We start from the raw sequence: 25,020 nt of genomic DNA on the forward strand, positions 1-25,020 counted from the left end.
GGTATCATAAAACTCATATAAAGAGTAAACCCTACAAGTTGCTTTATGATATTACCCTTGAAATAGTGCTATCGCATACGACAACACTATTTCAATTCAGCTACCATTTCACAACTTTTTCAAAACCAATAGATTGTTCTTCTGAAATAAGGTTTATGAAGTAAACTCCTTTGGGCAAACCTGAAAAATCAATTTGTGCTGTACCCAACCCAACCGGAATAACTACTCTTCGAATGACCCTTCCTGCACTATTGCTAATTTGAATTAACACTTCTGATTCAATAGAAATGTTATCAATATTCAATAAGTTACTAACCGGATTTGGATATATCTGAATAGTATTTGGATTGGTTTCCATATCAATTGATGTACCAACAGGTAGGGTTGCATTGACAGCTTGCATAACATCGTGGGTTGGGCTATGCTGTACAAATGCAATGAGCTTAAAGTTGGCAATATCAATATTTTTATCAACATCAAATTCAACCTTAACATTTGCTGTACCATCAATAAATTCGAACGGAGTACCTGATGCATCCGGATACATCGATTTTAAAATAGAGTTGATAGTAGCAGGCTCAGCCCATGTAAAATCAATATTATTCTCAACCAGAGCTAGATACAATACATATCCTGATTCATGTAGTTTGAATAATTCATGAAGGTCAACAGTTGCGATACATTTACCATATTCCTGGCGCTGCAGCTCTAGATTCATTTCAATAATTGACTTCTGTGCCAACCTGGTTAAATAAGCCTCTTTATAGGTATCAACCAAAGAGGTTGTTGCGCTACCTCCAATCCGGGTTACTCCATCAACCCTCACTGCAAGCTGGTTTTCAGCATAATAATCTTCAACTCTGGCAATACTAAAATCGTTTTCATATGCATCGCCAATGCAATAATTGATATTTGATACACTGTATCCTTGTATTAAAAGATCATTAAGGCCCTTTTCAATACCTGCACTATTATTCATTTCTGTATTAATAACAGATTCTAAAAGAACTGTTTTACGATCCGTTGTTTTATCACCAACATAGGCAGCTTGTTTAATGTCAGAAGGTGATGATTCAGCGCCATTGTATACGCTTGTTACATAATAAGTGTAAACTCCCGGATTAATTACCTCATCATAATTAGTTGTTGTAATATTTGCTATTACTTCATTATTTCGATAAATATTATAAGTAAAACCGCTTGATGACTTGAGTATAGGCTTATCAATAGTTATCGGTGATTCAAGTTTAATTGATTGAATAGGCTGATCAACAAAGTTATTTTTTGTATTATCGCCTAAAACAACCGACTGTACACCTACTGAATTAACCTGAGAATTAGAAGTTGCATATGCTCTAATAATCCAGTTATAATCAACCCCATAATTAATTGATGCACTAACAAATCCATCACCTAAATTCAGCAAATCAGTTTTATTGGCAATGGCAGGCCCTTCATCGCATCCAATAGGGTATCCTCCGGGTGTAACAACACGGTATCCAATATATATTGCCTTGTCAACATCAATTACATATGGAGTATTTAACTCAACTATATTTAAGCTATTCGCTTCATATGAGTCAATCAACTGCGAATACATATCATTTCCATCTTCATCCCAGATATGCATTGTATACTCAGCATCCAAACTTTCAGAATCAATGTACGGTGTAAAAGCAAATTGTGTGATTGCAAATCCATCGTAATTGGTAAAGTCATCTTGATCTAATTGTATGGCTGCGTCAAATACTGCTTCTGAATTAGTTCCAATACCTGTTTTAAGAACTCCACTATCAAATTTAAACCACTTTTGGGTGGCATCATTTACCCATGATAATTCAACGTCGGGTTGATAATATGAATTGTTTAGTGAAAAATTAACAGGCTGAACCACATCTAACACTAATTGGACAGGCTCTACAGCTGTAGCTACAAAACGACCATTCTTATACTCATATCCAATGTCAGCAGCTGCAGAATATTCATAACTCATACCTTCAACCAGCTGAGTAAAGGTTACCTTACCATTAATATCAGTAATACCTGTTAAACCATTAACCTCAACCTGAACATTTTGAATTGCATTATTATTTTCATCTGTCACTAGTAAATTGGTTGAGATAGTTTCATCAGATGAAATACTTGTTCTTACAGAAACAGCATCTAGATTAATTGTGTATATATCTTTACAATCGTAATGTACCCAGGCTATTCTTATTTTTTGTCCAATATAAGAACTTAAATCAATTGTACGTTGTTTAAAGTTCAACGCAATATCTCCTGCCTCAATGGTTTCTTCATATATAATATTGTCATCAGTAAAATTACTGATATCAGTACCATTTGTTGAAACCACACATTTGTAATGTTCTTGTGGATATTTAGCATCTCCGGGACCAATGTAATAGCTCAACGAAGCTGTGGATAATTGAGATAAATCAATCTCTGGAGATATCAACCAGTTTTCAGGAGTTAATGTTCCGGATTCAGAATCCCATGATTTTGATGAGATACAACTATTGCCATCAATCGCTTCTCCTTCTTCTAATTCTTGTATTCCCCATTTGAATCCGTCTCCATCACCATCTGTATTTATCCAATCAGAAATATCACCTTCAAAGCTTTCGAAGAAGATCTCCTGATCTAGGAGCAGTTCCTCTCTAATTCTTACATTCATTCCATCAATAAAAGTGTGACCTGACTTTGTTGAATACCTGTCAGCACTTATAGAATAATCGTATTGTCCGTTTGGAATAGTAATGATAGCTTTTCCATTTTCTTCTGTTGTATAGGTCGATTCATTAATAGCAATGGTTGCTCCGGCAATTGGTTCTATTCCAAAAGCGACCTTAAACCCGACGGTGTACAATTCAAAATTAGAACAATCTCCTATGTATTGAACTTTAACAGACTCACCTGCATTTCCAGGACTCACGCCACCCCAGATAACATCTCCATTATAAAGAATTTCTAACCATGCAGTTTCAGAAGGTGTAACGCCATCACTTTGTTTAAATCCATTAAATTCAAATGTATAGCAGTTATAAGATTGAATACAAACATCAATATCTTTTTGAGTATTGAGTGGATAGTCAGAATACTCTTTAACAACCGTACCATTTTCATCTTTGATGGTCCATCTATTGTCAGATCCAGAACCGGAGTATGCACGAACTGTAATAACAGCATCCCCATTATCAACCGTAATAGTTTGCTGATTGTTGTCTGTTACTGTCTCGTTATTTATCTCACATTCTACAGTGATTTCATATCTTCCCAGAATAGATAAATCAGCTGTCTGAGTAAATTCAATCACTTGATGGTCACCTGGTGCAATTAAAACATTATCAAAAACTTCTTCAACGGGAGTATCCCCATTAATTGAATAACGCATCGTTAAACTGGTGATATCATAACCGCCATAATTAGCAACCATTGCTGAGATCACTTCTGAATCACCAAGGCTACAACTATTTTGATTATTCGGTGAGTCAATTGAAACAATACAGGCATCCTTTGAAATATTCTTAAAAACTTTAATGGCATCCAAATTAATTCTATACTGGTCTGTACAATCATAATGCACCCATGCAATATGTATTTTACTGCCTACATAAGGAGTTAAATCAACCGTTCGAATACCAAATCCACTGCTCAAGGTTTCCTCCAGTAATATATTATCATTGCTGAAATCATCAACAGTGTTACCAGTGGTTGAAACTATACATTTATAATGCTCTAATGGATAATTTTCATCCTGAGCCCCTACGTAATATTCCAGCTTATAGATACCTGACTTTTCACTCAAATCTATTTCTGGTGAGATGAGCCAGTTTTCGGGAGTTAATGCTCCAATTGAATAGGATTCTGATGTAATGAGTTTAGATCCATCAATAGCAACGGTCCCTAATGATTTAACTTCCCAGTAGTAACCATCCCCATCAGCATCAACCAAAGTCCAATCCGATATACTATTTTCAAAACTTTCGAAAAAGAGAACACCGTTATAGGTTAATTGGACATTCTTATTTAAATCTGTATCAATGATCGTAAAGGAATCTGAATAGGATGCATATTCCATGAAAGAAACAGTATAAGAATAGTTACCGGGTAATAGTGAAACAGTAGCAACACCATTTGCATCTGTTTGAAGAGTAATGTCTTCTTCAGGTAAATATATACCAGCATTAGCTATAACATTGCCATCTGTATTTTTTACAGTAAATACAACATTATACTGAGGTTGCTTATTTAATGTAATCAACTGATTATCTACAGGACCACTTATATTTATTGAACCACTATAACCATCATATCCTTTAGAATTAATAGTATAATTATGGTCTCCTTCAGGCAAAAATATTTGAGCTTTACCATTATTATCAGAAACCACTTTTCTGCCATCTTCAAAAACTATTGTTACATCATTAACTACTTGATTGTATTGATCCACCAATGTTAACGAAACAGGATAGCGAACTTCAGGCTTATAGATTGCAAATTTTAAGGATACTGTTGTTTCTTCTAATAGATCAGCTGTTAGCGACCAGTCTGTTCCAGTATTAAACAAATCAGGGTGATCTCTAAGTAAAGCTTCTTCATTTTTAGTATCCAAAATTGTACTCATATTCCATCGCCCGTCGTCCAATTCAACTGCATCAGGAAAATTACCGGCAACTGACAACCAGTATTTACCTGAATTTAATCCTAAGTTGTTTAATGGAAATACAGGGTTTTTAACATTAGCGGGATAAATAATATCATGAAAGACTATTTCACCTGGTCTTCCTTTATTGTCGGAATAAATAATTAGATAAAAAGATTGAGGGTACACATCCTGCGAGAATCCATATGCGTAAATATCAATATCATTCCATATGGCACCTACAGGAACAATAAAGTCATCTGCACTCTCGATTAAACCATTAGGAAACTCACCCAATCCTCCATAATTAGCCGAAATAATTCCATTTGAAGTGCCTTCAGTTGAAAAGTTATCCCACAGTACCGGAGTATCTTCCAATTCGAAATTTAAAGTCTGGTCTGCTCCTCTCATGGTAATTGTACCTGAAACAGCAGCGAACTCATTGGCTGAAATGGTGTAACTATGATCACCATCAATTATTTTATGAACAATTCCAATACCTGAAGAATTAGTCAATATAGATGTATTATCAAACTCAATTAATGCATTCTCAATTGGATTACCAGTTTGTTTTGACACAACATTAAAGGTTACATCATAGCTGGGCAATGGCAATAATTTAATGGATTGCATAAGATCCTCTCCGCTTACTGCGATAGAACCAGTTTGATCGTAATAGCCATACATAGTAACGGTATAGCTATAAGTGGTATTATCCAAAACAACAAAGGTAACTTCACCATTTTCATCTGTAATGCGCTGTAGTCCACCTACGTTTACCGTAGCCCCTTCAATGATACCATCAGCATCTGCCACTGTAAAGGTTGCCGTATGTACACCATCCATTACAATTCCTGTAACAATCAGAGAATAATCCTGAGCACCATCTTCAATTAATCCTTTATGTGAAATGGTAATAGTATACTCCTGACCCACAATAGGGTTATCAATTACTATCTTCTCAACATTATCAATGCTATTAATACCTGTTGTGGCTGCTGCTTCAGGATTATCTCGGTCTAATTTATATGGATAAAAAAATTCACCATCACTACTTATCTTAACATCCAGATCATTTACCAACATGGGATCAGCAGGATCCAACTGAGGCGAAACTGGTGTGCCTGGCAAATCAGTCCATACCATTGTAACTATAATTGGTTCTGTACCCGAAGCCTTAACTGTTAAAGTTTGTGGTGTACCATCATACGAACGCTCTTGTATTAAAGCCTGTGTATTATTTTTATTTATTGTAGTAGCAGCTGCTGCCGAATTTAACAATCCCCATCCAAACATATAATCAGGACCAGGGTTTGGGCCACATTCATCGGCTGTATGAATAGCTAAAGCTTTTAATGTTGCCGATTTCATATATTCGTTATTCAAATTATGATAATGTTGTTGAAGCAACATTAATGAACCTGCTGCAGATGGAGAAGCCATGCTGGTACCACTAATAGTATTATAGGCTGTATTATCAGTATCATATGTTGAATAGGTATCTACTCCTTTTGTAACAATATCGGGCTTAATACGCCCATCGTCAACCGGCCCCCATGCACTAAAAGAAGACATGATCACTTCGGATGGATCACCCTGATAACCATTACTTAGTTCTTCTACGGCTCCGATGGTCAAAATATTTTTAGCGGTAGATTGTGTTCCAATGCAATCATATGGACCATCTTGCGGATAAGAACCGTTGGTTGGGCCTTGCCCTCTGTCATTACCAGCTGACTTTACAATCAGATAATAAGGAGCATTTAAGGCGACTTCATCAAAATTACGTGCTGCTGAAGAATAAAATCCAAAATTATAGTCTTCAAGGGCACTTATGGTTGGATCTCCATACCATGTCCAGTCATATCCATCCGTTGACCAGCCCAAAACATAACCATATGAATGATTGGATATTAGAAGCCCCTTAGCCGCTTCAGCAGCCATTTCACTAATATCCGAATCCCAGTCGTAAGCATTTAATTCTCCATTATAGGCCATACCCTTGGCCTTTTGAACAACACCTCCTGCTACCATTGTTCCGGCAACATGTGTTGCGTGATAGTTGGTTGAAGAAGGGTTATCTTTTTGAGTAACTCTAGGAGCGCCTGTATTATTAAACTCCTGATGAGTCGTTAGAACGCCTCCACCATCCCACACACCAGCATGAATTCCTGAACCATCAAGACTTAATCCTAACAATCCTCCATCATATAATTGATCAGTAGATGTTGTCTTAGCTGCCCCTTCATTATTGGTAATATAATAAATAGGTCGGTTATTATCGTCAAGCCCTTGAAGTTCCATTAAATTGCCATTATTCTCACTACGAATGACCCATCCCTTTTCTTTGGCAAGTTTGTATGCTTCAGCTTTTCTGTTTTCATATTTATTAGCAAATGAAACAGATAACTTTCTTAGTTTGTCAGACTTTGTCAGCTTGGCCTGATATTTATTCTTAATCTGTATATTAGAATCCGATCTTGTAACTGTATCAGTTGTTAAGGCAGGATTTTTATTTATTTCATTATTAACTTTTGCAGACTTATCCACAACCCCAAAACTGTGTGTTGGCTTATTCTCACGTTTTGCCGGTAGTTTCTGTTGCGCTACTATGCTATTAAAACCACCATATACAAGTAGACAGAGTATTAAAGAAAAGTTTTTTAACCAAACTACCAGATCATTTGAACACTTTTGTTTATTGCCAGATCGTCTTTTTACCATCGAGATGTTATTTCGTTATAATATATTTAAGTCCTGTTTCTCAATACCTAGTTATTAGACACATTTCACCCCTATGTTCTTATGTTTATTTTATAAGAACAGCCAATAGATAGTCGAATGATTGTGATGTATGAGAATAATGGTTTGGTTATTAAGCGAATTAATAACCTTGAACCATTATAACATTTCCAAGAATTACTATTTAATCAAAATCCGCTTAGTTACAGATTGCGTTTTTGATTTAAAATTAAGGAGATAAATACCCGATTTTAAAAACACATTAATATCTGTTTTTCCAGAGTTAACATCCTTTGAATACAATGCGTTTCCTGAAATATCAAATATTTTAATTACACCCATAGTTTGAGTTTCCACAATCATATTTCCATTGTTTGGATTTGGAGAAACATCAAAACTGATTTTTGAGACATCACCAATGCCTGTTGAAGTTGAAACATTTAATGTAAAATCCTGTATCTGACCGTCTCCATATTCTCCACAAGCTCCTGTTGGCCAAAACATTGATGTTGAAGAAGGAGAATATGCATTTAAAATACGCATTCTGGTAGACCCACTTACAGCTATCTCTGGAACAGTAATATCTGCAATAACATATTGATCATCGATTCCTGTTGAACCCAGGACTGAACCAATACTATAAACTTCTCCTTCATCGTCTAATGTTCCATTATGATTCCAGTCTATAAAAGCTGTCAGTGTATTGGCTGAATAAGATGCATAAGAAACAGCTGACAGTCGCATTGTGTAGGATTCGCCTATCGTAACATTGGTAATTACGGATGTATTATCGATATATGCATTTGCATCATCACTAGAGGTATTCGTTGAAATTTGACCAAAATTAACAGATGTTATTGGCAGTGCTACTCCGCTTAAAGAAACTTCGCAATAACTATCAATACTTTCAATATCTCTAACCATTCTAAATTCACATCTTCCCCAACTATCTTCTCCTTCTGAATAATCAAATACAGAGATATTCCAAACTCCTTCGATTGAAGGAATACCGCTGGTTGCAAACGAAGCACCAATAGGTGTTGTTGGATCTATATGTAATGAAAAAGATCCTTTTACATCGGCATATAAATCTGAGGCTGGCATTACTTCTTTTCCTTTCCCAGATGGATAACCTATATTAATTTTTAACAAAGCCTCCGGATTCAATCCTGTAACTGTTAAATCTACTCCCGACTGTTCAAATTCACTTAAAGTTATTTCTGCCGGACTAATTGTCACATTTAAAGTTTCTGCCGGATCTTTGATAACCTCTATTTCAGCATCTGCAGTGTTAGCTTTTGCATCTATTGCAGATATGGTATGTATACCAAGAATAGATAAATTAGTCTTTGAATTTACCCAACCATTAAAATTTCCATTTTCATCAGTAATAGCCGTAAAATAACGTTTCCCATCATTTGGATCTGTTATTATTAATTCTAGTTCAGAATTAGCTTCAAAACCACTCCCTTCCACAGTAACTCCGGCAGCCCAAAACCAATACTCTATAATGGATGATATTTCAACCGCATTATAATCATATAAACGTATTTCTGGAGATTGTGCTTTTACAAACAAACCAAAAAATAAAAATAGAATAATGAGTAGATTGTTTTTCATACATGATGTTTTAATAATGAATGCGCAAAAAAAGCTAACTAAGATGGGAGAAAAAAACAGTTGGTGCCCACAATTATTGAATTTTCCCAAATCATTACGCATAAAAAACACCACTACCCCTCTAAACAACAATATTGTATGTACAAAAACACTTAATTGCCAATATACTTCTTAAAAACAAACACCAGTTTTATTACTAACACTAAAACAACAATTCCAAGAGTGAATACAATTACATTATGCCTCTTCATGTATCGTTCAACTTCGACTTTATTCGATTTAATATTTCCGGCGATTAAATTATCTATAACTAATTGCTCTTGAAGTATCATATGATTTAGAACTGAATCTCGTTTATTACTGTTTAAGGTATAATGAGTAATATCATTAACTGCCAGATAATTGTCTGCCAAAGCCTCATATAATTCAGATAAAAGGGCTGGATCTGAGGGTAACCCTAGAGAATCAAAAAGAAAGTTAAGCTTCGCAATTGCCTCTCGAAACTTCTTTTGGGAAGATAATACATTTGACTTTCCAAGTTGTGCATACAAATAAATATCTTGAAGACTTTGGTCCTTAACAAGACTTAAAGCCTTATCATAACAAACATTAGCTGAATCTAGCTGTTTCTGCTCATTATAAATATAGCCCATTTGTATTAGTGAAATGCCAATATTCCGAGAAGTACTTCTACTATCTACCTGCTCGTATACATGAATTGCCTTTTTGAAATATTTTATTGCAATATCACCATCCAAATTTTCTTTGAAATTAATGGCCTTTAAGAAGTAGATATTTCCATTTATATACCTCATCGAATCATTTAGCTCTTTATTTGAAATAATCGATTCGGCTCTATTCAGGTAGTTAATTACCTCATCTTTTACATTAATAATGTAATACTGATTACCTATAAATGCAAGATTAATCACTTGCCACTCAGTAGAGTTTATCTTCTCTGCTAAGCGCAATGCTTCTTTTGCATATTCAATAGCTCGATAACTATTATATTGAGCTGCATTGGCTGAAGCCTTTAGTTTTAGTAATTCAATCTGTTGCAGATCAGTTAAGGTCGCATGTATCTGCAAACTATCTAACAGTTGAACAGCCTCATCGGGATATGTATAAACCTTTTTTCTGGCTTGACTTAGGCATTTTACAACACTATCTACTTCATTTGCTAATGCGCTATTTACCAAAAACGTAAAGCATAATAAAACGAATACTAAAATATTATAAACCCTGTTTCTCATTCTCCTGATCACTTTTCCTAAGCTTTTCAATGAATATAGATGGGGATTCACCAACAACCGACTTGAAAGTAGTAGTGAAAACATTACGGGAATTAAACCCGCATAATTCAGCCAAATAAGCTATTTTGTAGTTTAACACCTTCTCATCGGATTTCAATAACTCAATTAAATAATATATTCTTAACTCATTAATATATCGATTAAAGTTCTTTCCATATTTTTTTTTAATAATTTCTGAAAGATATTTTGTATTTGTTTCTAGCTTTTTCGCAACTAAGGACAAGCTTAACTCTTTATCCAGATACATCCTTCGGCCCTCAAAATCAATCAGTTTTTTTTCAATTTGTTCTTCCGTCGTCTCTGGAATAACAAAAGGAGTTACATTCTTTGTATTACGTGAATTTTCTAATCTAACATCAAATTTACGTTTATTAATTTTGAAGATATATCCCAACACTATAATTAATACTAAAACAATAATTGCCAATGCATATCCAAGCTTAATAATTAAATCATTTGTCTGAACTGGTTCAATACGTCCCAATTCCCTGGATAAATTAACAGCTTTCAGACTGGCTTGTAATTTTTGCTTTTTTATACTATCCGTCATCATACGATATAGGTTATCGTACTTTTTAAATAAATCAATATCATCAACTTGCAAACTACTCTCCATTATCAACTTACAAACCGTCTCGCTATTGCTTAAATTATTGGCATTATTACTATTGGATAATTCTATAACTTGATCATATTCATTTAAGTAATACAAAGTAATCAATAACAATTCGGTTTTTTCTGGATAAAGTTCTTTAGGAAGCGAATAAGTATCAGAATACATTTTCTGAAGTGAATCTTTTTGCTCCTCCCGATTCCATAATTTTGCCTTAATGATTGATAGTTCTAAATCAAAACTTTTATTTTTCTCTGTATTCAAAATTAATTCTGCCTGATGTATAAACAACCAGCATGAATCATTTTTATTTAGATGAAAATACAGCGATGACAATGCTTCGTAATAAAAGAACTGTTGCCACGTATCGCTTTTTGATAAAGTTTGTTTTGATACCCTATTTAGATAAATATTTGCCGATTGATAAAGGCCCAAATCAATATATGTTTTAGCAAGAAGAATATAATATTGATCCTTGAAATCACCAGCCAGCTCTCCTGTATATGATAAACCTTCCTTTATTCTATCAAGTGTACTTAAATAATCCCCCCGATAAAATAAAGCATACGATTTAAGAACATTAGCTTTAAAAACAATACTATCATTTGCGCTGTTTTCGGTTATGAAATCTACTATCTTAATTACTTTTAATGGATCATTAGGAAGAGACTGAGAAGCTTCAATTAATAAGCTATGATAATCTGAAAAGGATTGGGCTTTTAAAACAACCACATTCACATTCAAAAAAAAGATAATTACTACTAAATGGGCATATTTCTTACTTATCGGCACAATATGAGCGTTATTATTTACCAGTTTAGAATTACAAAATTATTGAATTAAATTTTAATGACAACCTTACTATTTTTATTACATCAATAACGCTCTAGTATTTATTAAAGAGAAGTTATATATATTTCAATATTTGAATTTAAGATGAAGACATCTATCTTAAAAAATGACTAATTCTCTTGTAACATTTATATAAAAATACATAAACAAAAGGTATATCAGAATAAGCTACTTATTGATAATTTTTATGGTTATCTAATTTAACTCCTCCCTTAAATCCTACACTTAATCAACTGCAACCACCTCAACAATTTGCGGAACCGTTTTTTTAACAACCATCTCCACTCCTCCTTTTAGCGTTTGCATGCTTAGGTGGCAATTATGACACGATCCTTCCAGACGAACCTTTACAACAAAATCGTCGGTAATATCCAGTAGGGTAATATTACCTCCATCACCTTGTAAATAGGGGCGAATTGTCTCCAGGGCTTCTTCTACCTCCTGCAACAACTTTGCTTTCTCACCTTCTCCCATAACTTATTTTTTTATCTCAACAATCTTGGTTTCCGGTATACTTGCATTTCTATGCTCAACGCGTTCCACTACTTTTTGTGCTAGGTCAGCAAAGGCAATTCCAATGATAGAAGCTTCATTTAATGCGGCCGGCTCACCACTGTCTCCACCTTCGCGAATACTTTGTACAATTGGTATTTGTCCCAACAAAGGGACCTGCAGTTTATTGGCCAAGGTTTTACCTCCGTCTTTACCAAAAATATAGTATTTATTTTCAGGTAGTTCTGCCGGCGTAAACCATGCCATGTTTTCAATTAAGCCCAATACCGGAACATTAATATTTTTGCTCTTAAACATGCTAATTCCTTTTACCGCATCAGCCAGGGCCACATTCTGAGGCGTAGTAACAACCACAGCTCCTGTAATACTAATACTTTGTACCAATGTTAAGTGAATATCACTTGTTCCGGGAGGTAAATCCAATAATAAATAATCCAACTCGCCCCAGTTACCATCATTTATTAGCTGCTTAATAGCATTTGTAGCCATTGCCCCTCTCCAGATCAATGCATCATCAGGATTAACAAAATAACCTATGCTCAGCATCTTCACACCGTATTTCTCAACCGGAATAATCCGATCTTTGCCATCTACCTTTTCCAACACCGGACGAGCATCTTCGGTTTGAAACATAATAGGCACTGAAGGACCAAAAATATCGGCATCCAACAATCCCACAGAATATCCTGCCTTAGCTAGTGCAACGGCAAGGTTAGAAGTAATAGTAGATTTTCCAACACCACCTTTGCCAGATGCTACGGCAATTACATTTTTAACACCAGGAAGAACCTTGGTTTCAACGGGCTTAGGCTTAGGTTTAACCTTTACATATATATTTCCCTCAATCTCAGCTTCCTCATCCACATACGAATGAATAGCTTTAACACAAGCTTTCTTAAGCGATCCAACCAAAGGATCATTAGCCCTGTCGAATAATAAACTAAAACTGATTCTTTTTCCGTCAATTCGAAGGTCATCTTCAACCATTCCTAAGGATACAATATCCTTTCCTTTTCCCGGATGCACCACATGTTTCAGCGCATCTAATATTAAATTAGGATAATACTCCATACTTATCTTTATTTAAACCTTGTAAAAATAAGAATTTACAAATAAATACTGTCAACAAATCAGAATTAAAGTCATTTAACCATTCAATCCTCAAGCTGTCATTTCTTTTCATCAAAACCATTATGACGCATTATAGTTTATAATTATCTTCATAATTCATTAATCAGATGAGATGAGTTCTACTATTGACAAAATACTCTTAAGCCTTGTTTTATCTACACGCGAGGCATCCAACCATGTTGATTTGTTAAAAACGTGTTTACCCGTATATCTTAAGGAACTAAAGTGTGATATAATAACTGTATTAAAAGAAGATAATTACCATGTGTGGCAATCGGAATACATAGCATACAGTGATGATGCTAAACTGGAACTTAACGATCTATTCACCAATTCGTTTATTAATAACAACCTGATTCATATTCAGCAACAAATTAACAATTGGTTTATTTATAACTTCGATTTGAAGAATTATGGAAAGATTTTATTTCTAAAAGAAAACAATCCTATCAAAAAAGATATCATCAATCGGATTGATCCGGTTTTACAGAATCTGAGTCAGTTGCTTCAGTGTCATGAAAACAAAGTAAAAAAGCAAGATGCTGAGAAATCATTAAAAAAGAATCTTGATATTCAATCAATTTCACTTGAATTAAATAATGCATCTGTTTTTACCAATGACATACTATCCGGTGAAGCATCATTCACACCACATTTATATAAATATTTAGGATATAAACAGGATGAGATGCCATCCAATATGGAAGAAACCTTAAACCTGCTTCATAAAGATGATGTTAATGCCGTATTGCAAGCTATAGAAGATCATAAATCAGGTAAAACCCCGGATTATTATAGTGAATTCAGGTTACGAGCTCGTAATGGCCATTGGGTGTGGGTTGAAGGAAGAGGTAAGTTTATATCAACCAGCAATGGCGAGCCACATGTTTTAGTGGGCATATCGCAAGTAATTACCAAACGTAAAGAAGCCGAATTTGAACTAATCAAAGCCAAAGAAAAAGCCATTGAAAACGATCGTTTAAAAAGTGCTTTTTTGGCAAATATGAGTCACGAAATAAGAACACCCATGAATGGTATCTTAGGTTTTATGCAGTTACTTGAAGACTCCTCTATTGATGAATCAACACGCCAATCGTACATGAATATTATTGAGGATAGTGGCAACCGAATGCTAAACACATTAAATAACTTAATAAATATATCTAAGATTGAGGCTGGCCAAATGGAAGTTTACAGTACCGAATTTGATGCCATTGAAACAGCCAAAAGCGCCTTGCAATTCTTTACACCTGAGGCAAAACAGAAAGGATTAGAACTTTGTAATAATATTAATGAAGAGAGAAAAGTTATTATACATTCCGATAAGGAGAAATTCCATGCCATCATTACTAACTTTACTAAAAATGCTATTAAATACACTGTAAATGGTACAATTGAATTAGGTTATTTCAACCATGGTAATCCAACCTTTTATATTAAAGACACTGGTATAGGAATGCTTCCTGAAGAGCAGAAAACTATTTTTGATCATTTCTTTCAGGTGAGAGATACAAAAATTACGCGCAGAGAAGGTGCCGGCTTAGGACTATCGATATGCAGAGCTTATGCCGATATGCTTGGGTGGAAAATATGGGTGGAAAGCCAGAAAAATGTCGGATCAACCTTTTTTCTTTCCATCATAAAGAATGAGGTATTAGATTAATTCTTTGGATGGATCCCAAAAAACCTCTTTAAAGTTGGTTATCTGATTATCATCAACCAAAACCCCTTCATTTTGTAATAACTCCTTCATGGTTTCACCCCCGGGGAAATGTTGCTTACCTGTAAGTAGTCCACTACGATTAACCACCCGATGGGCTGGAATATAATTCTTCCACGAGCTACATTTATTCATTGCCCAGCCAACTATTCGGGCACTGCGAGCTGCACCTAAATATTTAGCGATTGCTCCGTAACTGGTTACTCTGCCATACGGAATCAATTCGGCTACCTGATAAACCTTATCGAAAAAATCATTTTTGGGCATTACTCTGAGTTCGGGCTTCACGCTCTTTTACCACACCTCGTCCGGCGCTGTGGTATGAGTCGTAGTCAATATCAATTTCCGGCTCAATCCATTCATCTCTTGGCTCCAGTTGATACTTCAAATATTTGATGTTTAAACCATGAGCTATCCATTTTGATTCGTAATGGGTTTGAATACTAAGTATTTCATCATCGTAACCCGAACCATATAAATCTGTTTCATTAACTAAAACAGGAAGTTTATTCTCCTTCACCATGGCTTCGGTGTAGGTATGTAAGAAGTTCGAATCTGTTTTTAGATGCACAATACCTCCAGGTTTCATAATACGCAAATACAACTTCATAAAACGGGTAGATGACAAACGTTTGTTTACCCTCTTCATTTGAGGATCACTAAAAGTCAGCCAAATCTCATCTACCTCATTCTCTTCAAAGAAATTAGTAATCAACTCTATTCGTGTACGTACAAAAGCCACATTGGTCATGCCTTTGTTTTTCGAGTCAGTGGCACCTCTGTGCATGCGGGCACCTTTAATATCAATTCCTATAAAATTCTTATCCGGAAACAGCTCCCCCAAACCAACGGTATACTCTCCTTTACCACAACCCAATTCTAAAACAATAGGGTTATCATTCTTGAAAAAGTCTTTGTTCCAGTTTCCTTTTAAGGAAAATGGCTGCTCTTTCAAATCGCTATAATCAGCCTGAAACACATGATCATAAGTTGCCATTTCGGCAAACTTCTTCAGCTTATTCTTTCCCACTTTTTGTACTTTGAACTGCTAAATCAGCTTCTTCTATTCTAATACCTATATTATGTATGCCATCCAAATCATCGGTGCGCATACCCTGAACTATTCTAAATGTATATTCTCCTTGCTCGGCTAACTTCACTCCCATTTGATACGGCACCGTTACATGAAAAAGATCCCCCCACCCGGAGCCTAACCATCGGCCAGTATCATCTGCCAAAATACAATCCACTTTCTGCTTGATTATTTTGCCGGACGGACTTGTTACATCAATAAATAACCATAGGTTGCTATTGGGATATTCCGAGCGATTGCGAATATTAATATAAATATCGTAAGTGGTTTCAACACTTTCAATATCTACCTTAAATACCGCCATTGAATCTTTACTCCATCCTCCGTCGGGAATAGTAACATACTGATCGAAAACAACATCCTGATCGCAACTAATAAAAACAACAGCCAACAAAATAGCTGCAAGAATGCTATTTCTTTTTATTGTCTTCATTCTTTTTCTGTTTGTTCTGACTATTTTGCCTGCTTTGACCCTTTGGATTATTTTGATTGTTTTGGTTATTGGGTCTTCGTCTTCTATTACTGTTTTGATTACGCCCTTTATTTCCTCCTCTGTTGCCTGATGGTCGACGTTTCTTCTTCTTTTTGTCTTCATCAAAACGAGTTAAATCATCCTCTCCAATTACATTCTCATAGCTAGGCTCAGCATGAATGGCTGCTCGTTTAAACTCATCGGAAACCAGTTTATCTACCTTTTTACCTCTGCGGTTCAGCTTAATAACTTCTTTGATACGATCAACAGATACTTCTACCACTCCGGCTGGAAATTCCTTTTCGGTACTGTACCACATCACTCGTTTAAAGATATCTGTTTTGAAGTGATAGTAAGGTCCTTCTTCCGTTTCCAAAACAATGCTGGTCTTTGGAAAATCAGCTTGTGCATCCAAATAAGCATCCAGCTCATAATTCAAACAACATTTAAGCTTACCACACTGTCCTGCTAACTTTTGAGGGTTCAGAGAAATCTCCTGATATCGGGCCGCATTCGTAGTTACCGATACAAAATTGGTCATCCAGGTTGAACAGCACAACTCACGTCCACAAGGTCCAATCCCACCAATTCTTCCAGCTTCCTGACGAGCTCCAATCTGACGCATTTCAATACGCACCTTAAAACGATCAGCCAACACTTTAATCAGCTCCCTAAAATCAACACGTTCATCGGCGATATAGTAGAAAATAGCTTTGGTTCTGTCTCCCTGGTACTCAACATCACCAATCTTCATGGCCAGGTTCAAGCGTTCAGCAATTCGTCTGGATTCCAACATGGTTTCGTGTTCCAGGTTCTTTGCTTCATCCCACTTTTCAATATCAACAGGTTTGGCTTTTCTATATACCCGCTTAAACTCATAAGTTTCAGGCGAAATATTGTTTTTCTTCATCTGAAGCAAAACCAGTTCACCTGTTAAGGTTATGGTACCTATATCGTGTCCCGGTGAAGCTTCTACCGCAACAACATCACCTTTTTCGAGTTTTAAACCATTACTGTTATTAAAAAAACCTTTACGTGTATTTTTAAATTGAACCTCAACAATGCTTGTACTATTTATACTTTCGGGTAAATCGCCTAACCAGTCGAAAACATTAAGCTTTCCGCAACGACTGGTACAATTGGTACAACCCGTTTTTTCTTGTTCCTTAACTTCTTCCATAATTTCAATAAATAAAAGGCTCTCTGACCTTGTGAATTTGCTTAGTCAACTATTGCTTCAACAGCATAATGACCTTCAAACACAAATCCATTAATATAATTCGAGCATTCCCATTTTGTTCAAGATGAGAATGTGCTAAACTTATCTCTTCACTCAGCTGCAACACGTTATTATCATTAATAAATGGCGAAAATCGTGTTGAGAAATTTCTTTCTTCAGCCGTAAGATACAATAAATCTTCTTCCTGAATGTTCATTATAAAATTTTCGCGTATTAAACGCAACGAAAAATCAAGGAAGCTTTTCAGCCGCTCCTTAGGCTGACTGTTCATTTCATCGCACCAATCAATCAAATCAAATAATTTTCGCTGATAGGCCTGACGCATCAAATACACAAACTTATCGAAAAAGAACTTGCGCTCATCACTTTGATCTAACAACTCCCGGGCTGCAACATAATTACCAACAGCCAGTTTGGCAAATTGCTGTGCTTCTTCAGCTCCCACGCTGAACTCATCCACCAGAGCATTGGCTACATCTTCGTTACTGATTCCTGGTATTTTCAGCATTTGAGTTCTACTCTGAATGGTTCCCAGTACTTGCGACGGATTATCCGACACCAACAAAAACACTGTGCCTGCCGGTGGTTCTTCCAACATTTTCAGAAGCTTATTAGCGGCTGCAACATGCATTTTTTCGGGCAGCCAGATAATCATTACTTTGTAACGAGCCTCAAATGTTTTCAGGCTAAGTTTTTTAATGATGTGCTGACTCTCTTCACTATAAATTAAGCCTTGCTTATCCGATTCCAAAAACGAATACCATTGCGGTAGGTTAAAGTATTTCTTTGTGAGAATAATCTGACGCCATTCTTGAAGATAAGAATCACTTACCGGATTTTTATGTTTTGGGCTTTTTACCACCGGAAAAACAAAATGCAAATCGGGATGCACCAACTTACTGTATTTGATACATGAAGGACATGTACCACATGAATCATTCTCCTGTCGATTCTGACAATTGAGGTATTGAGCAAATGCCAAAGCCATATTTAGCTTTCCATTCCCCTCCGGACCTGTGAACATCTGAGCATGACTCACACGTTCCTCTTTCACCATGTTAATTAAATGCTTTTTTATATGGTCGTGGCCTATAACCTCTGTAAACTTCATACTGAATTAATTCGCTTCTGCTCAGAATCAAATCTGATATTTTACTCTAATCCGAAAGTCTTCTGCTCTTTATCTTTCCTCTTGAATGAACAGAAAAAATCAAGCTCAAAGATAACAAATTAGTTGGTTGTTCAAACGAGAATAATTTACATCTACAGGGTACTGAAAAGGGCATTTTTACAACAAAAAATTACCTTTGCCTAAAATTTCGAAGCATGTCAACATTTTTATTCGACAAAACTGTTTTTGGACCTGTAATGAGTCGTCGACTGGGCGTTTCATTGGGCATCAATCTTCTACCCAACAACCGTAAAATATGCTCGTTCGACTGTATTTACTGCGAGTGCGGTTTAAATGGAGAATTAGGAGATAAAGAAAGCCCTATGCCAACAAAAGAGCAAGTGAAACAGGCATTAGAGCAAAAACTGAAAGACATGTTAAGCGAAAACCTTAAGCCTGATGTAATAACCTTTGCCGGTAACGGAGAACCCACGCTCCACCCCGAGTTTAGTGCTGTAATTGATGATACTATTGCATTACGTAACCACTACTGTCCTGATGCCCGTATTGCGGTTCTATCTAATGCATCGCGATTACATAAACCCGGTATTTTCGAAGCTTTGCTTAAGGTGGATGACAATATTCAAAAATTAGATTCGGGATTAAAAGAAACTATTTTAAGGTTAGACCAGCCTAATTATCCTTTTGATCTGGAGAAAACGATAGCACAGCTTCAGTCATTTAATGGTAAAGTTATCATCCAAACCATGTTTGTTGCCGGTAAAATAAATAACAAACAAATTGACAATACTACAGAAGAAGATATTGCAAGCTGGCTGAATGCATTGCAGCAAATCAAACCTTCTAAAGTAATGATATATACTATTGAAAGAGACACGCCATACAGTGGTCTTAAAAAAGTATCAATATCTTTACTCAAACAGATTGCAGACAGAGCTGAGCAATTAGGCTTTGAAATATCTGTTTCAGGATAGACGGATATGAAATTAAAAGCACCCCAATTCAAGCACATTTTAATCAGTCCATTAAATTGGGGACTGGGACATGCTTCGCGCCTTATACCTATAATAAATGAGCTGCTAAAAGAAGGACACCAATGTTACATAGCCGGTGAACAGCCTTCCATATCCGTTATTCAACAAGCTTTTCCCAAGCTAACCTATATTATTCTTGAAAATCTCTCCATTCAACTTTCCAATTCTAACCATCAACTATTAAAATTAGCCAGCCAGCTTCCTCAATTTATCCAATCAATAAAAAGGGATAAAAAAATTGTAAAGAATCTGGTTAATGAATTGGATTTAGATTGCATCATTTCTGATAACAGATATGGATTCCGACATGATTTTATTCCATCGGTTCTTCTAACTCATCAAACCAATATAATGACGGGTAAATTATTGAATTGGTCCAAACCAATTGTGCAATTCTTTTTAAAACAATGGATCAACCAGTTTGATGCATGCTGGATTCCTGATATTGATACACAACCTACTATTTCAGGTAAACTATCCAGTAAAATACTCCATCCTAACACCTTTCGTATTGGTATAACTTCTAGATTATCCATTGTACAACATGAAGCTAAGGTATCAAAGGAACTTCAAAATCCGGATGTTTTAATCATCTTATCAGGCCCGGAACCTCAGCGCTCTATTCTCGAAGACTTAATAGTCAAACGTTACATAAACAGGCAACTTCGGGTTGTAGTACTTCGCGCACAACCAAATAAAAAAAAACTCATTAAAAATGGTTCTATTACCTTTTTACCTCATTGTAACTCATCTTCCTATCTACACCTTTTAAACAATAGTAAACAAATTGTATGCAGGTCAGGCTACTCAACCTTAATGGACCTTGCGTATGTAAATCGCCAGGCCATTCTCATTCCTACACCCGGGCAATACGAGCAAGAGTACCTGGCAGAACATATGAGAAAAAACTTTCATTTCGTCACTGTTAATCAGAGGGAAATTCCATCAAGCCCTCTTCTATCTTTCCATGCAGACTCTAACCAGAGATCTTTTTTTCAGGTCCCTAAAAACTTTCATCTACCACCTCTTCCCCTTAAAAAATAGCAGCAAATCTTAAGCTTATATTCTACTCGTTAGTCATTGTTTTTAATTATTTCATCAACATTGTTTAACCATTTTTTAACACAGCTGTATTAAAAAATGCAAACAAGCATAACCATTTTAAACAATGAACGTATCATCGTTCATAACAACCTAATTCCAAAGGGAACAACACTAAAATAAACGCAATGACAATAATATTTCTCATCTTGATTCCAATTACAGCAGCTGGATTCTGGTTCTGGAAAAGGGGCATTTTTATGCTTGCAGAACGATATGCAGTAAGTCAGCTGGAATCGATACTTTTTAGTAGTGGATCTTCGCAAAAAGAAGAGATCATTTCTTCAATGAAGGAAATAACTAAAGAGAAATACTCAAATGAGGAACTTTTGGATTATTTTTTAAAGATAAAAGGCTTACAGGTAATAAACTTATATAATCCTGTTAGTTTCTGGACACGCAAATATTTAATGAGTCCTACCAAGTTAAAACTTAATTATTTTGAGCAGGTTAAGTTTTACGAAACATTTTTAAACTATCCTACGGGGTTAAATGGTAGCAATCAAGCTTCAGAAGAATATGTTTCAAAAGCACCAAAAGGTCTATTCATTAGCAACAAACAATTGGCCTGACCAGTCAGTTTAATAAAATATGGGGACAAGTAGGAAAACAACTTCTGCTGTCAGGAAAGCGAACCGGATAAGTAATTATCCGGTTTTGTTTTATGTAATTTATGACACTTTAATCTTATTTGGAAAATTATATCTTTGCTAGCTGATTTAAACAAGAAGATTGTATAAACAAACTGTAGATTTCAACGTTGATACAGCAGCGCTGAAATAACATTACAGGAATTACGATCAATATGAACACCAAATAATATTAATTTATGAAACGAATTGCATCACTACTGCTGATAGCAAGCATTGGACTTGTGCAGATGGCCAAGGCAGATGAGGGAATGTGGCTACTTCCATTATTAAACAAGCTTAACATGGAAAAAATGAAAGAGCTTGGCCTTAAATTATCAGCTGAAGATATTTATAGTATTAACAACTCAAGCTTAAAAGATGCCATTGTTATTTTTGGCGGCGGCTGTACAGGCGAATTAATTTCGGAAGAAGGCTTAATTCTTACCAACCACCACTGTGGATACGGAAATATACAAGCATTAAGTTCGGTTGAACACAATTACCTTGAAGATGGTTTCTGGGCAAAATCAAAAGCAGAAGAACTTCCGGCAGAGGGTTTAAAAGTTACTTTCATGAAATACATGGAAGATGTAACTGAAAAAATCAATGCTGAATTAACTGATGATATGAGCGAAGCTGATCGTCGCGCAAAAATCAAAGAAGTATCGGGTGAGATTATCAAAAAGGCTACTGAAGGGAACAAATACAGAGCTATTGTTGAAGACTATTTCGAAGGCAATCAATTCTTTTTAATCGTTTATGAAACCTTCACTGACGTACGTTTTGTAGGTGCTCCTCCATCATCGATTGGTAAATTCGGACACGATACTGATAACTGGATGTGGCCTCGTCACACTGGCGACTTCAGCATGTTCCGTGTATACTGCAGCCCTGATGGCAAGCCAGCTGATTACTCAGAAGATAACGTACCTTACCAGCCAAAGCATCACTTACCTATTTCTTTAAAAGGAGTAGATATGGATGATTTTGCAATGACCATTGGTTTCCCAGGAAGCACTGAGCGCTATCTTACATCTTGGGGAATTGAAGAGCGAATGGACATCACTAACGAAGCTCGCATTACCCCTCGTGGTATTAAGCAGGACATTTGGAGTGAAGACATGGCTGCGAGCGAAAAAGTTCGTATTCAATATGCATCTAAATTCTCAAGAAGTTCAAACTACTGGAAAAACAGTATTGGTATGAACCGTGGTCTTGAGAAATTAAATGTATTGGAAAAGAAACGTCAACTGGAGGCTGAATTTTCTGAATGGGTTGCTTCTTCGTCTGAGCGTAAAGCTAAATATGGAGATGTACTAAATAACCTTGAAAAGGCTTACGAAAATCAAGCACCTTACAAAAAGGCCAGTAGCTATATCATGGAATGTTTAATTAGAGGAACTGAGATATACAGCTTCTCATTAAATGCCCTTGAGCTTCAAAAAGCTTTGGAAGATGAAAATGATGATGCTATTGCAACTGCCATAGAGCATTTGAAAGAAGCTGGAAAAGCTTTTTATAAAGATTATTATCCAGAAACAGATCGCAAAGTACTAACAGCCTTAACGAAATTGTATTACGAAACCATTGAGAAACGTTTCCATCCTGATTTTTATAATACGATCAATAAGAAGTTTAAAGGCGATTACGCGAAATATGCCAATACTATTTTTGCTAAATCAATATTTGCCAACGAAGAGAATTTTAATGCCTTTTTAGCAAAACCAAAGCTTAAAACATTAAATAAAGATTTGGCTTTTCAGGCTGGTGATGATATCATTGAAACTTACCGCGAAATTTACGGTCAATTACGCGAAAGTGCTACCACCATATCTGAAGCTAATCGTTTGTTTATTGCCGGTTTAATGGAGATGCACCCGGATAAGGTTTACTATCCTGATGCTAACTTCACTATGCGTTTAAGCTATGGTACAGTAGGCGATTACGAACCTCGCGATGGTGTAAAGTATAAATATTTTACAACTATTGAAGGAGTAATGGAAAAAGAAGATCCTGATAATTATGAATTTATTGTTCCTCAAAAATTAAAGGATCTTTGGAAAGCAAAAGACTACGGTCAGTATGCCAATGAAGATGGAAGCTTACCGGTATGTTTTACATCCAACAATGACATTACCGGTGGTAACAGTGGTAGTCCGGTGATTAATGCCAACGGCGAACTATTTGGTTTAGCTTTTGATGGCAACTGGGAAGCCATGAGTGGTGACATTGCTTTTGAAACAGAACTTCAGAAATGTATTAATGTCGACATTCGATATGTTCTTTTCATCATTGACAAATATGCAGGTGCTACTAACCTGATTGATGAAATGACATTAGTAAAATAATAGTTCAAAAACAATATTCAGAAAAGTCGGCTATCTCAGCCGGCTTTTTTTGTTTAGTCGAGCCAATGCTGTAGTTTTACACTGCAATTGAATTTACAGTATGGCCAAAAATAAATACTACGTAGTTTGGAAAGGTGCTAAGCCGGGCATTTATCATTCATGGGCCGAATGTCAGGCTCAGATAAAAGGATTTGCAGGGGCTCAATACAAAGGATTTGAATCTGAGACGGAAGCTAAAAAAGCATTTAAAAGCTCACCTTATGCATATATTGGTCAGGCTGGCAAATCTAAGCCTTCGCCCAAATTCAATTCAAAGAGTAATATTATCACCCCCAGCATATCTGTTGATGCAGCCTGCAGTGGAAATCCCGGCGTAATGGAATACCAGGGAGTAAACACTCAAACCGGCGAACAGCTTTTTCATATGAAGTACCCCATTGGCACCAACAACATAGGCGAATTTTTGGCTTTGGTGCATGGTTTATCGTACCTAAAAAAACACAACTTGCCCATACCTCTCTACACCGACTCGAAGATTGCGATGGGATGGGTTAAGAAAAAAGAATGTAAATCAAAACTTGACGAAACGCCCAAGACGAAAGAGTTATTTGATTTTGTGAGGCGAGCAGAGCAATGGTTAAAAAGTAACACCTACTCAACTCAAATTTTAAAATGGGACACCAAAAACTGGGGTGAGATTCCTGCTGACTTCGGGCGTAAATAAATTAACCTGAGTTCGATTTAAATTTTAAAACTCAGATTGAAATAAAGAACTGATTTACAATGAATAATTTTAGAGTAATAGTGAACTATTGCGAT

Annotated in this window: 17 protein-coding genes; 6 read left to right on the forward strand and 11 right to left on the reverse strand. The window is 35.8% G+C overall.

The annotated features are described in order from the left end of the window. Positions 1-100 precede the first annotated feature (100 nt). From KEM10_RS21545 to KEM10_RS21570, 6 genes are all read right to left on the reverse strand, one after another. A complete protein-coding gene (locus tag KEM10_RS21545) occupies positions 101-7,369 on the reverse strand; it encodes a T9SS-dependent choice-of-anchor J family protein (protein WP_212219615.1) in 7,269 nt (2,422 codons plus the stop codon). 198 nt (positions 7,370-7,567) lie between these two features. Further along, positions 7,568-9,007: a T9SS type A sorting domain-containing protein gene (locus tag KEM10_RS21550; RefSeq protein WP_212219618.1), complete on the reverse strand. Its 1,440-nt coding sequence runs from the start codon at positions 9,005-9,007 to the stop codon at positions 7,568-7,570. 152 nt (positions 9,008-9,159) lie between these two features. Then, positions 9,160-10,260, reverse strand: coding sequence for a tetratricopeptide repeat protein (locus tag KEM10_RS21555; RefSeq protein ID WP_212219621.1), 1,101 nt, complete (start codon positions 10,258-10,260; stop codon positions 9,160-9,162). Further along, complete coding sequence (locus KEM10_RS24820; protein ID WP_212219624.1) at positions 10,241-11,725, reverse strand: helix-turn-helix domain-containing protein; 1,485 nt, start codon at positions 11,723-11,725, stop codon at positions 10,241-10,243. The genes KEM10_RS21555 and KEM10_RS24820 overlap by 20 nt, the downstream gene beginning before the upstream one ends. A 285-nt stretch (positions 11,726-12,010) precedes the next feature. After that, positions 12,011-12,259: a NifU family protein gene (locus KEM10_RS21565; RefSeq protein WP_212219627.1), complete on the reverse strand. Its 249-nt coding sequence runs from the start codon at positions 12,257-12,259 to the stop codon at positions 12,011-12,013. Between the two features lie 3 nt (positions 12,260-12,262). Next, positions 12,263-13,369: an Mrp/NBP35 family ATP-binding protein gene (locus KEM10_RS21570; protein ID WP_212219630.1), complete on the reverse strand. Its 1,107-nt coding sequence runs from the start codon at positions 13,367-13,369 to the stop codon at positions 12,263-12,265. A 172-nt stretch (positions 13,370-13,541) separates the two neighbouring features. Between KEM10_RS21570 and KEM10_RS21575 the strand changes: the two genes are divergently transcribed. Continuing rightward, a complete protein-coding gene (locus tag KEM10_RS21575; RefSeq protein WP_212219633.1) occupies positions 13,542-15,092 on the forward strand; it encodes a sensor histidine kinase in 1,551 nt (516 codons plus the stop codon). On the opposite strand, the gene KEM10_RS21580 is transcribed toward KEM10_RS21575, so the two are convergent. From KEM10_RS21580 to KEM10_RS21600, 5 genes are read right to left on the reverse strand one after another with little or no spacing between them, the layout of a single operon-like run. Continuing rightward, the gene (locus tag KEM10_RS21580; protein ID WP_212219636.1) at positions 15,084-15,416 is read right to left on the reverse strand and encodes an MGMT family protein; all 333 of its coding nucleotides are present in this window, start codon (positions 15,414-15,416) and stop codon (positions 15,084-15,086) included. The genes KEM10_RS21575 and KEM10_RS21580 overlap by 9 nt on opposite strands. After that, positions 15,403-16,179, reverse strand: coding sequence for a tRNA (guanosine(46)-N7)-methyltransferase TrmB (gene trmB / locus KEM10_RS21585; RefSeq protein ID WP_212219638.1), 777 nt, complete (start codon positions 16,177-16,179; stop codon positions 15,403-15,405). Before trmB ends, KEM10_RS21580 begins: the two co-directional genes overlap by 14 nt. After that, positions 16,166-16,675, reverse strand: coding sequence for a gliding motility lipoprotein GldH (locus KEM10_RS21590; RefSeq protein ID WP_212219641.1), 510 nt, complete (start codon positions 16,673-16,675; stop codon positions 16,166-16,168). The genes trmB and KEM10_RS21590 overlap by 14 nt, the downstream gene beginning before the upstream one ends. Then, positions 16,653-17,894: a PSP1 domain-containing protein gene (locus tag KEM10_RS21595; protein WP_212219643.1), complete on the reverse strand. Its 1,242-nt coding sequence runs from the start codon at positions 17,892-17,894 to the stop codon at positions 16,653-16,655. The genes KEM10_RS21590 and KEM10_RS21595 overlap by 23 nt, the downstream gene beginning before the upstream one ends. A 49-nt stretch (positions 17,895-17,943) precedes the next feature. Further along, positions 17,944-19,065 (reverse strand): DNA polymerase III subunit, encoded by a 1,122-nt coding sequence (locus KEM10_RS21600; protein ID WP_212219646.1) that lies wholly within the window; start codon positions 19,063-19,065, stop codon positions 17,944-17,946. 215 nt (positions 19,066-19,280) lie between these two features. Here KEM10_RS21600 and KEM10_RS21605 point away from each other — a divergent pair, with 215 nt between their 5' ends. The 5 genes from KEM10_RS21605 (at position 19,281) to KEM10_RS21625 (ending at position 24,925) form a co-directional block, all read left to right on the forward strand. Next, the gene (locus KEM10_RS21605; RefSeq protein ID WP_212219650.1) at positions 19,281-20,060 is read left to right on the forward strand and encodes a radical SAM protein; all 780 of its coding nucleotides are present in this window, start codon (positions 19,281-19,283) and stop codon (positions 20,058-20,060) included. 6 nt (positions 20,061-20,066) lie between these two features. Further along, positions 20,067-21,164 (forward strand): glycosyltransferase, encoded by a 1,098-nt coding sequence (locus KEM10_RS21610; protein ID WP_212219653.1) that lies wholly within the window; start codon positions 20,067-20,069, stop codon positions 21,162-21,164. 185 nt (positions 21,165-21,349) lie between these two features. Further along, on the forward strand, positions 21,350-21,793 hold the full coding sequence (locus tag KEM10_RS21615) for a hypothetical protein (RefSeq protein ID WP_212219656.1): 444 nt from the start codon (positions 21,350-21,352) through the stop codon (positions 21,791-21,793). Between the two features lie 257 nt (positions 21,794-22,050). After that, positions 22,051-24,201: a S46 family peptidase gene (locus tag KEM10_RS21620; RefSeq protein WP_212219659.1), complete on the forward strand. Its 2,151-nt coding sequence runs from the start codon at positions 22,051-22,053 to the stop codon at positions 24,199-24,201. Between the two features lie 100 nt (positions 24,202-24,301). After that, on the forward strand, positions 24,302-24,925 hold the full coding sequence (locus tag KEM10_RS21625; RefSeq protein ID WP_212219662.1) for a ribonuclease H1 domain-containing protein: 624 nt from the start codon (positions 24,302-24,304) through the stop codon (positions 24,923-24,925). Positions 24,926-25,020 lie beyond the last annotated feature (95 nt).

This window comes from Carboxylicivirga linearis (assembly GCF_018271995.1).
Taxonomy (GTDB): Bacteria; Bacteroidota; Bacteroidia; order Bacteroidales; family Marinilabiliaceae; genus Carboxylicivirga; species Carboxylicivirga linearis.

Coding starts and splice junctions, on each gene's coding strand:
- KEM10_RS21565 (WP_212219627.1), bottom strand. CDS start 12,259: ATGGGAGAAGGTGAGAAAGCAAAGTTGTTGCAGGAGGTAGAAGAAGCC.
- KEM10_RS21580 (WP_212219636.1), bottom strand. CDS start 15,416: ATGCCCAAAAATGATTTTTTCGATAAGGTTTATCAGGTAGCCGAATTG.
- KEM10_RS21545 (WP_212219615.1), bottom strand. CDS start 7,369: ATGGTAAAAAGACGATCTGGCAATAAACAAAAGTGTTCAAATGATCTG.
- KEM10_RS21570 (WP_212219630.1), bottom strand. CDS start 13,369: ATGGAGTATTATCCTAATTTAATATTAGATGCGCTGAAACATGTGGTG.
- KEM10_RS21600 (WP_212219646.1), bottom strand. CDS start 19,065: ATGAAGTTTACAGAGGTTATAGGCCACGACCATATAAAAAAGCATTTA.
- KEM10_RS21605 (WP_212219650.1), top strand. CDS start 19,281: ATGTCAACATTTTTATTCGACAAAACTGTTTTTGGACCTGTAATGAGT.
- KEM10_RS21615 (WP_212219656.1), top strand. CDS start 21,350: ATGACAATAATATTTCTCATCTTGATTCCAATTACAGCAGCTGGATTC.
- KEM10_RS21575 (WP_212219633.1), top strand. CDS start 13,542: ATGAGTTCTACTATTGACAAAATACTCTTAAGCCTTGTTTTATCTACA.
- KEM10_RS21610 (WP_212219653.1), top strand. CDS start 20,067: ATGAAATTAAAAGCACCCCAATTCAAGCACATTTTAATCAGTCCATTA.
- KEM10_RS21595 (WP_212219643.1), bottom strand. CDS start 17,894: ATGGAAGAAGTTAAGGAACAAGAAAAAACGGGTTGTACCAATTGTACC.
- KEM10_RS21620 (WP_212219659.1), top strand. CDS start 22,051: ATGAAACGAATTGCATCACTACTGCTGATAGCAAGCATTGGACTTGTG.
- KEM10_RS21625 (WP_212219662.1), top strand. CDS start 24,302: ATGGCCAAAAATAAATACTACGTAGTTTGGAAAGGTGCTAAGCCGGGC.
- KEM10_RS21550 (WP_212219618.1), bottom strand. CDS start 9,007: ATGAAAAACAATCTACTCATTATTCTATTTTTATTTTTTGGTTTGTTT.
- KEM10_RS21590 (WP_212219641.1), bottom strand. CDS start 16,675: ATGAAGACAATAAAAAGAAATAGCATTCTTGCAGCTATTTTGTTGGCT.
- KEM10_RS21555 (WP_212219621.1), bottom strand. CDS start 10,260: ATGAGAAACAGGGTTTATAATATTTTAGTATTCGTTTTATTATGCTTT.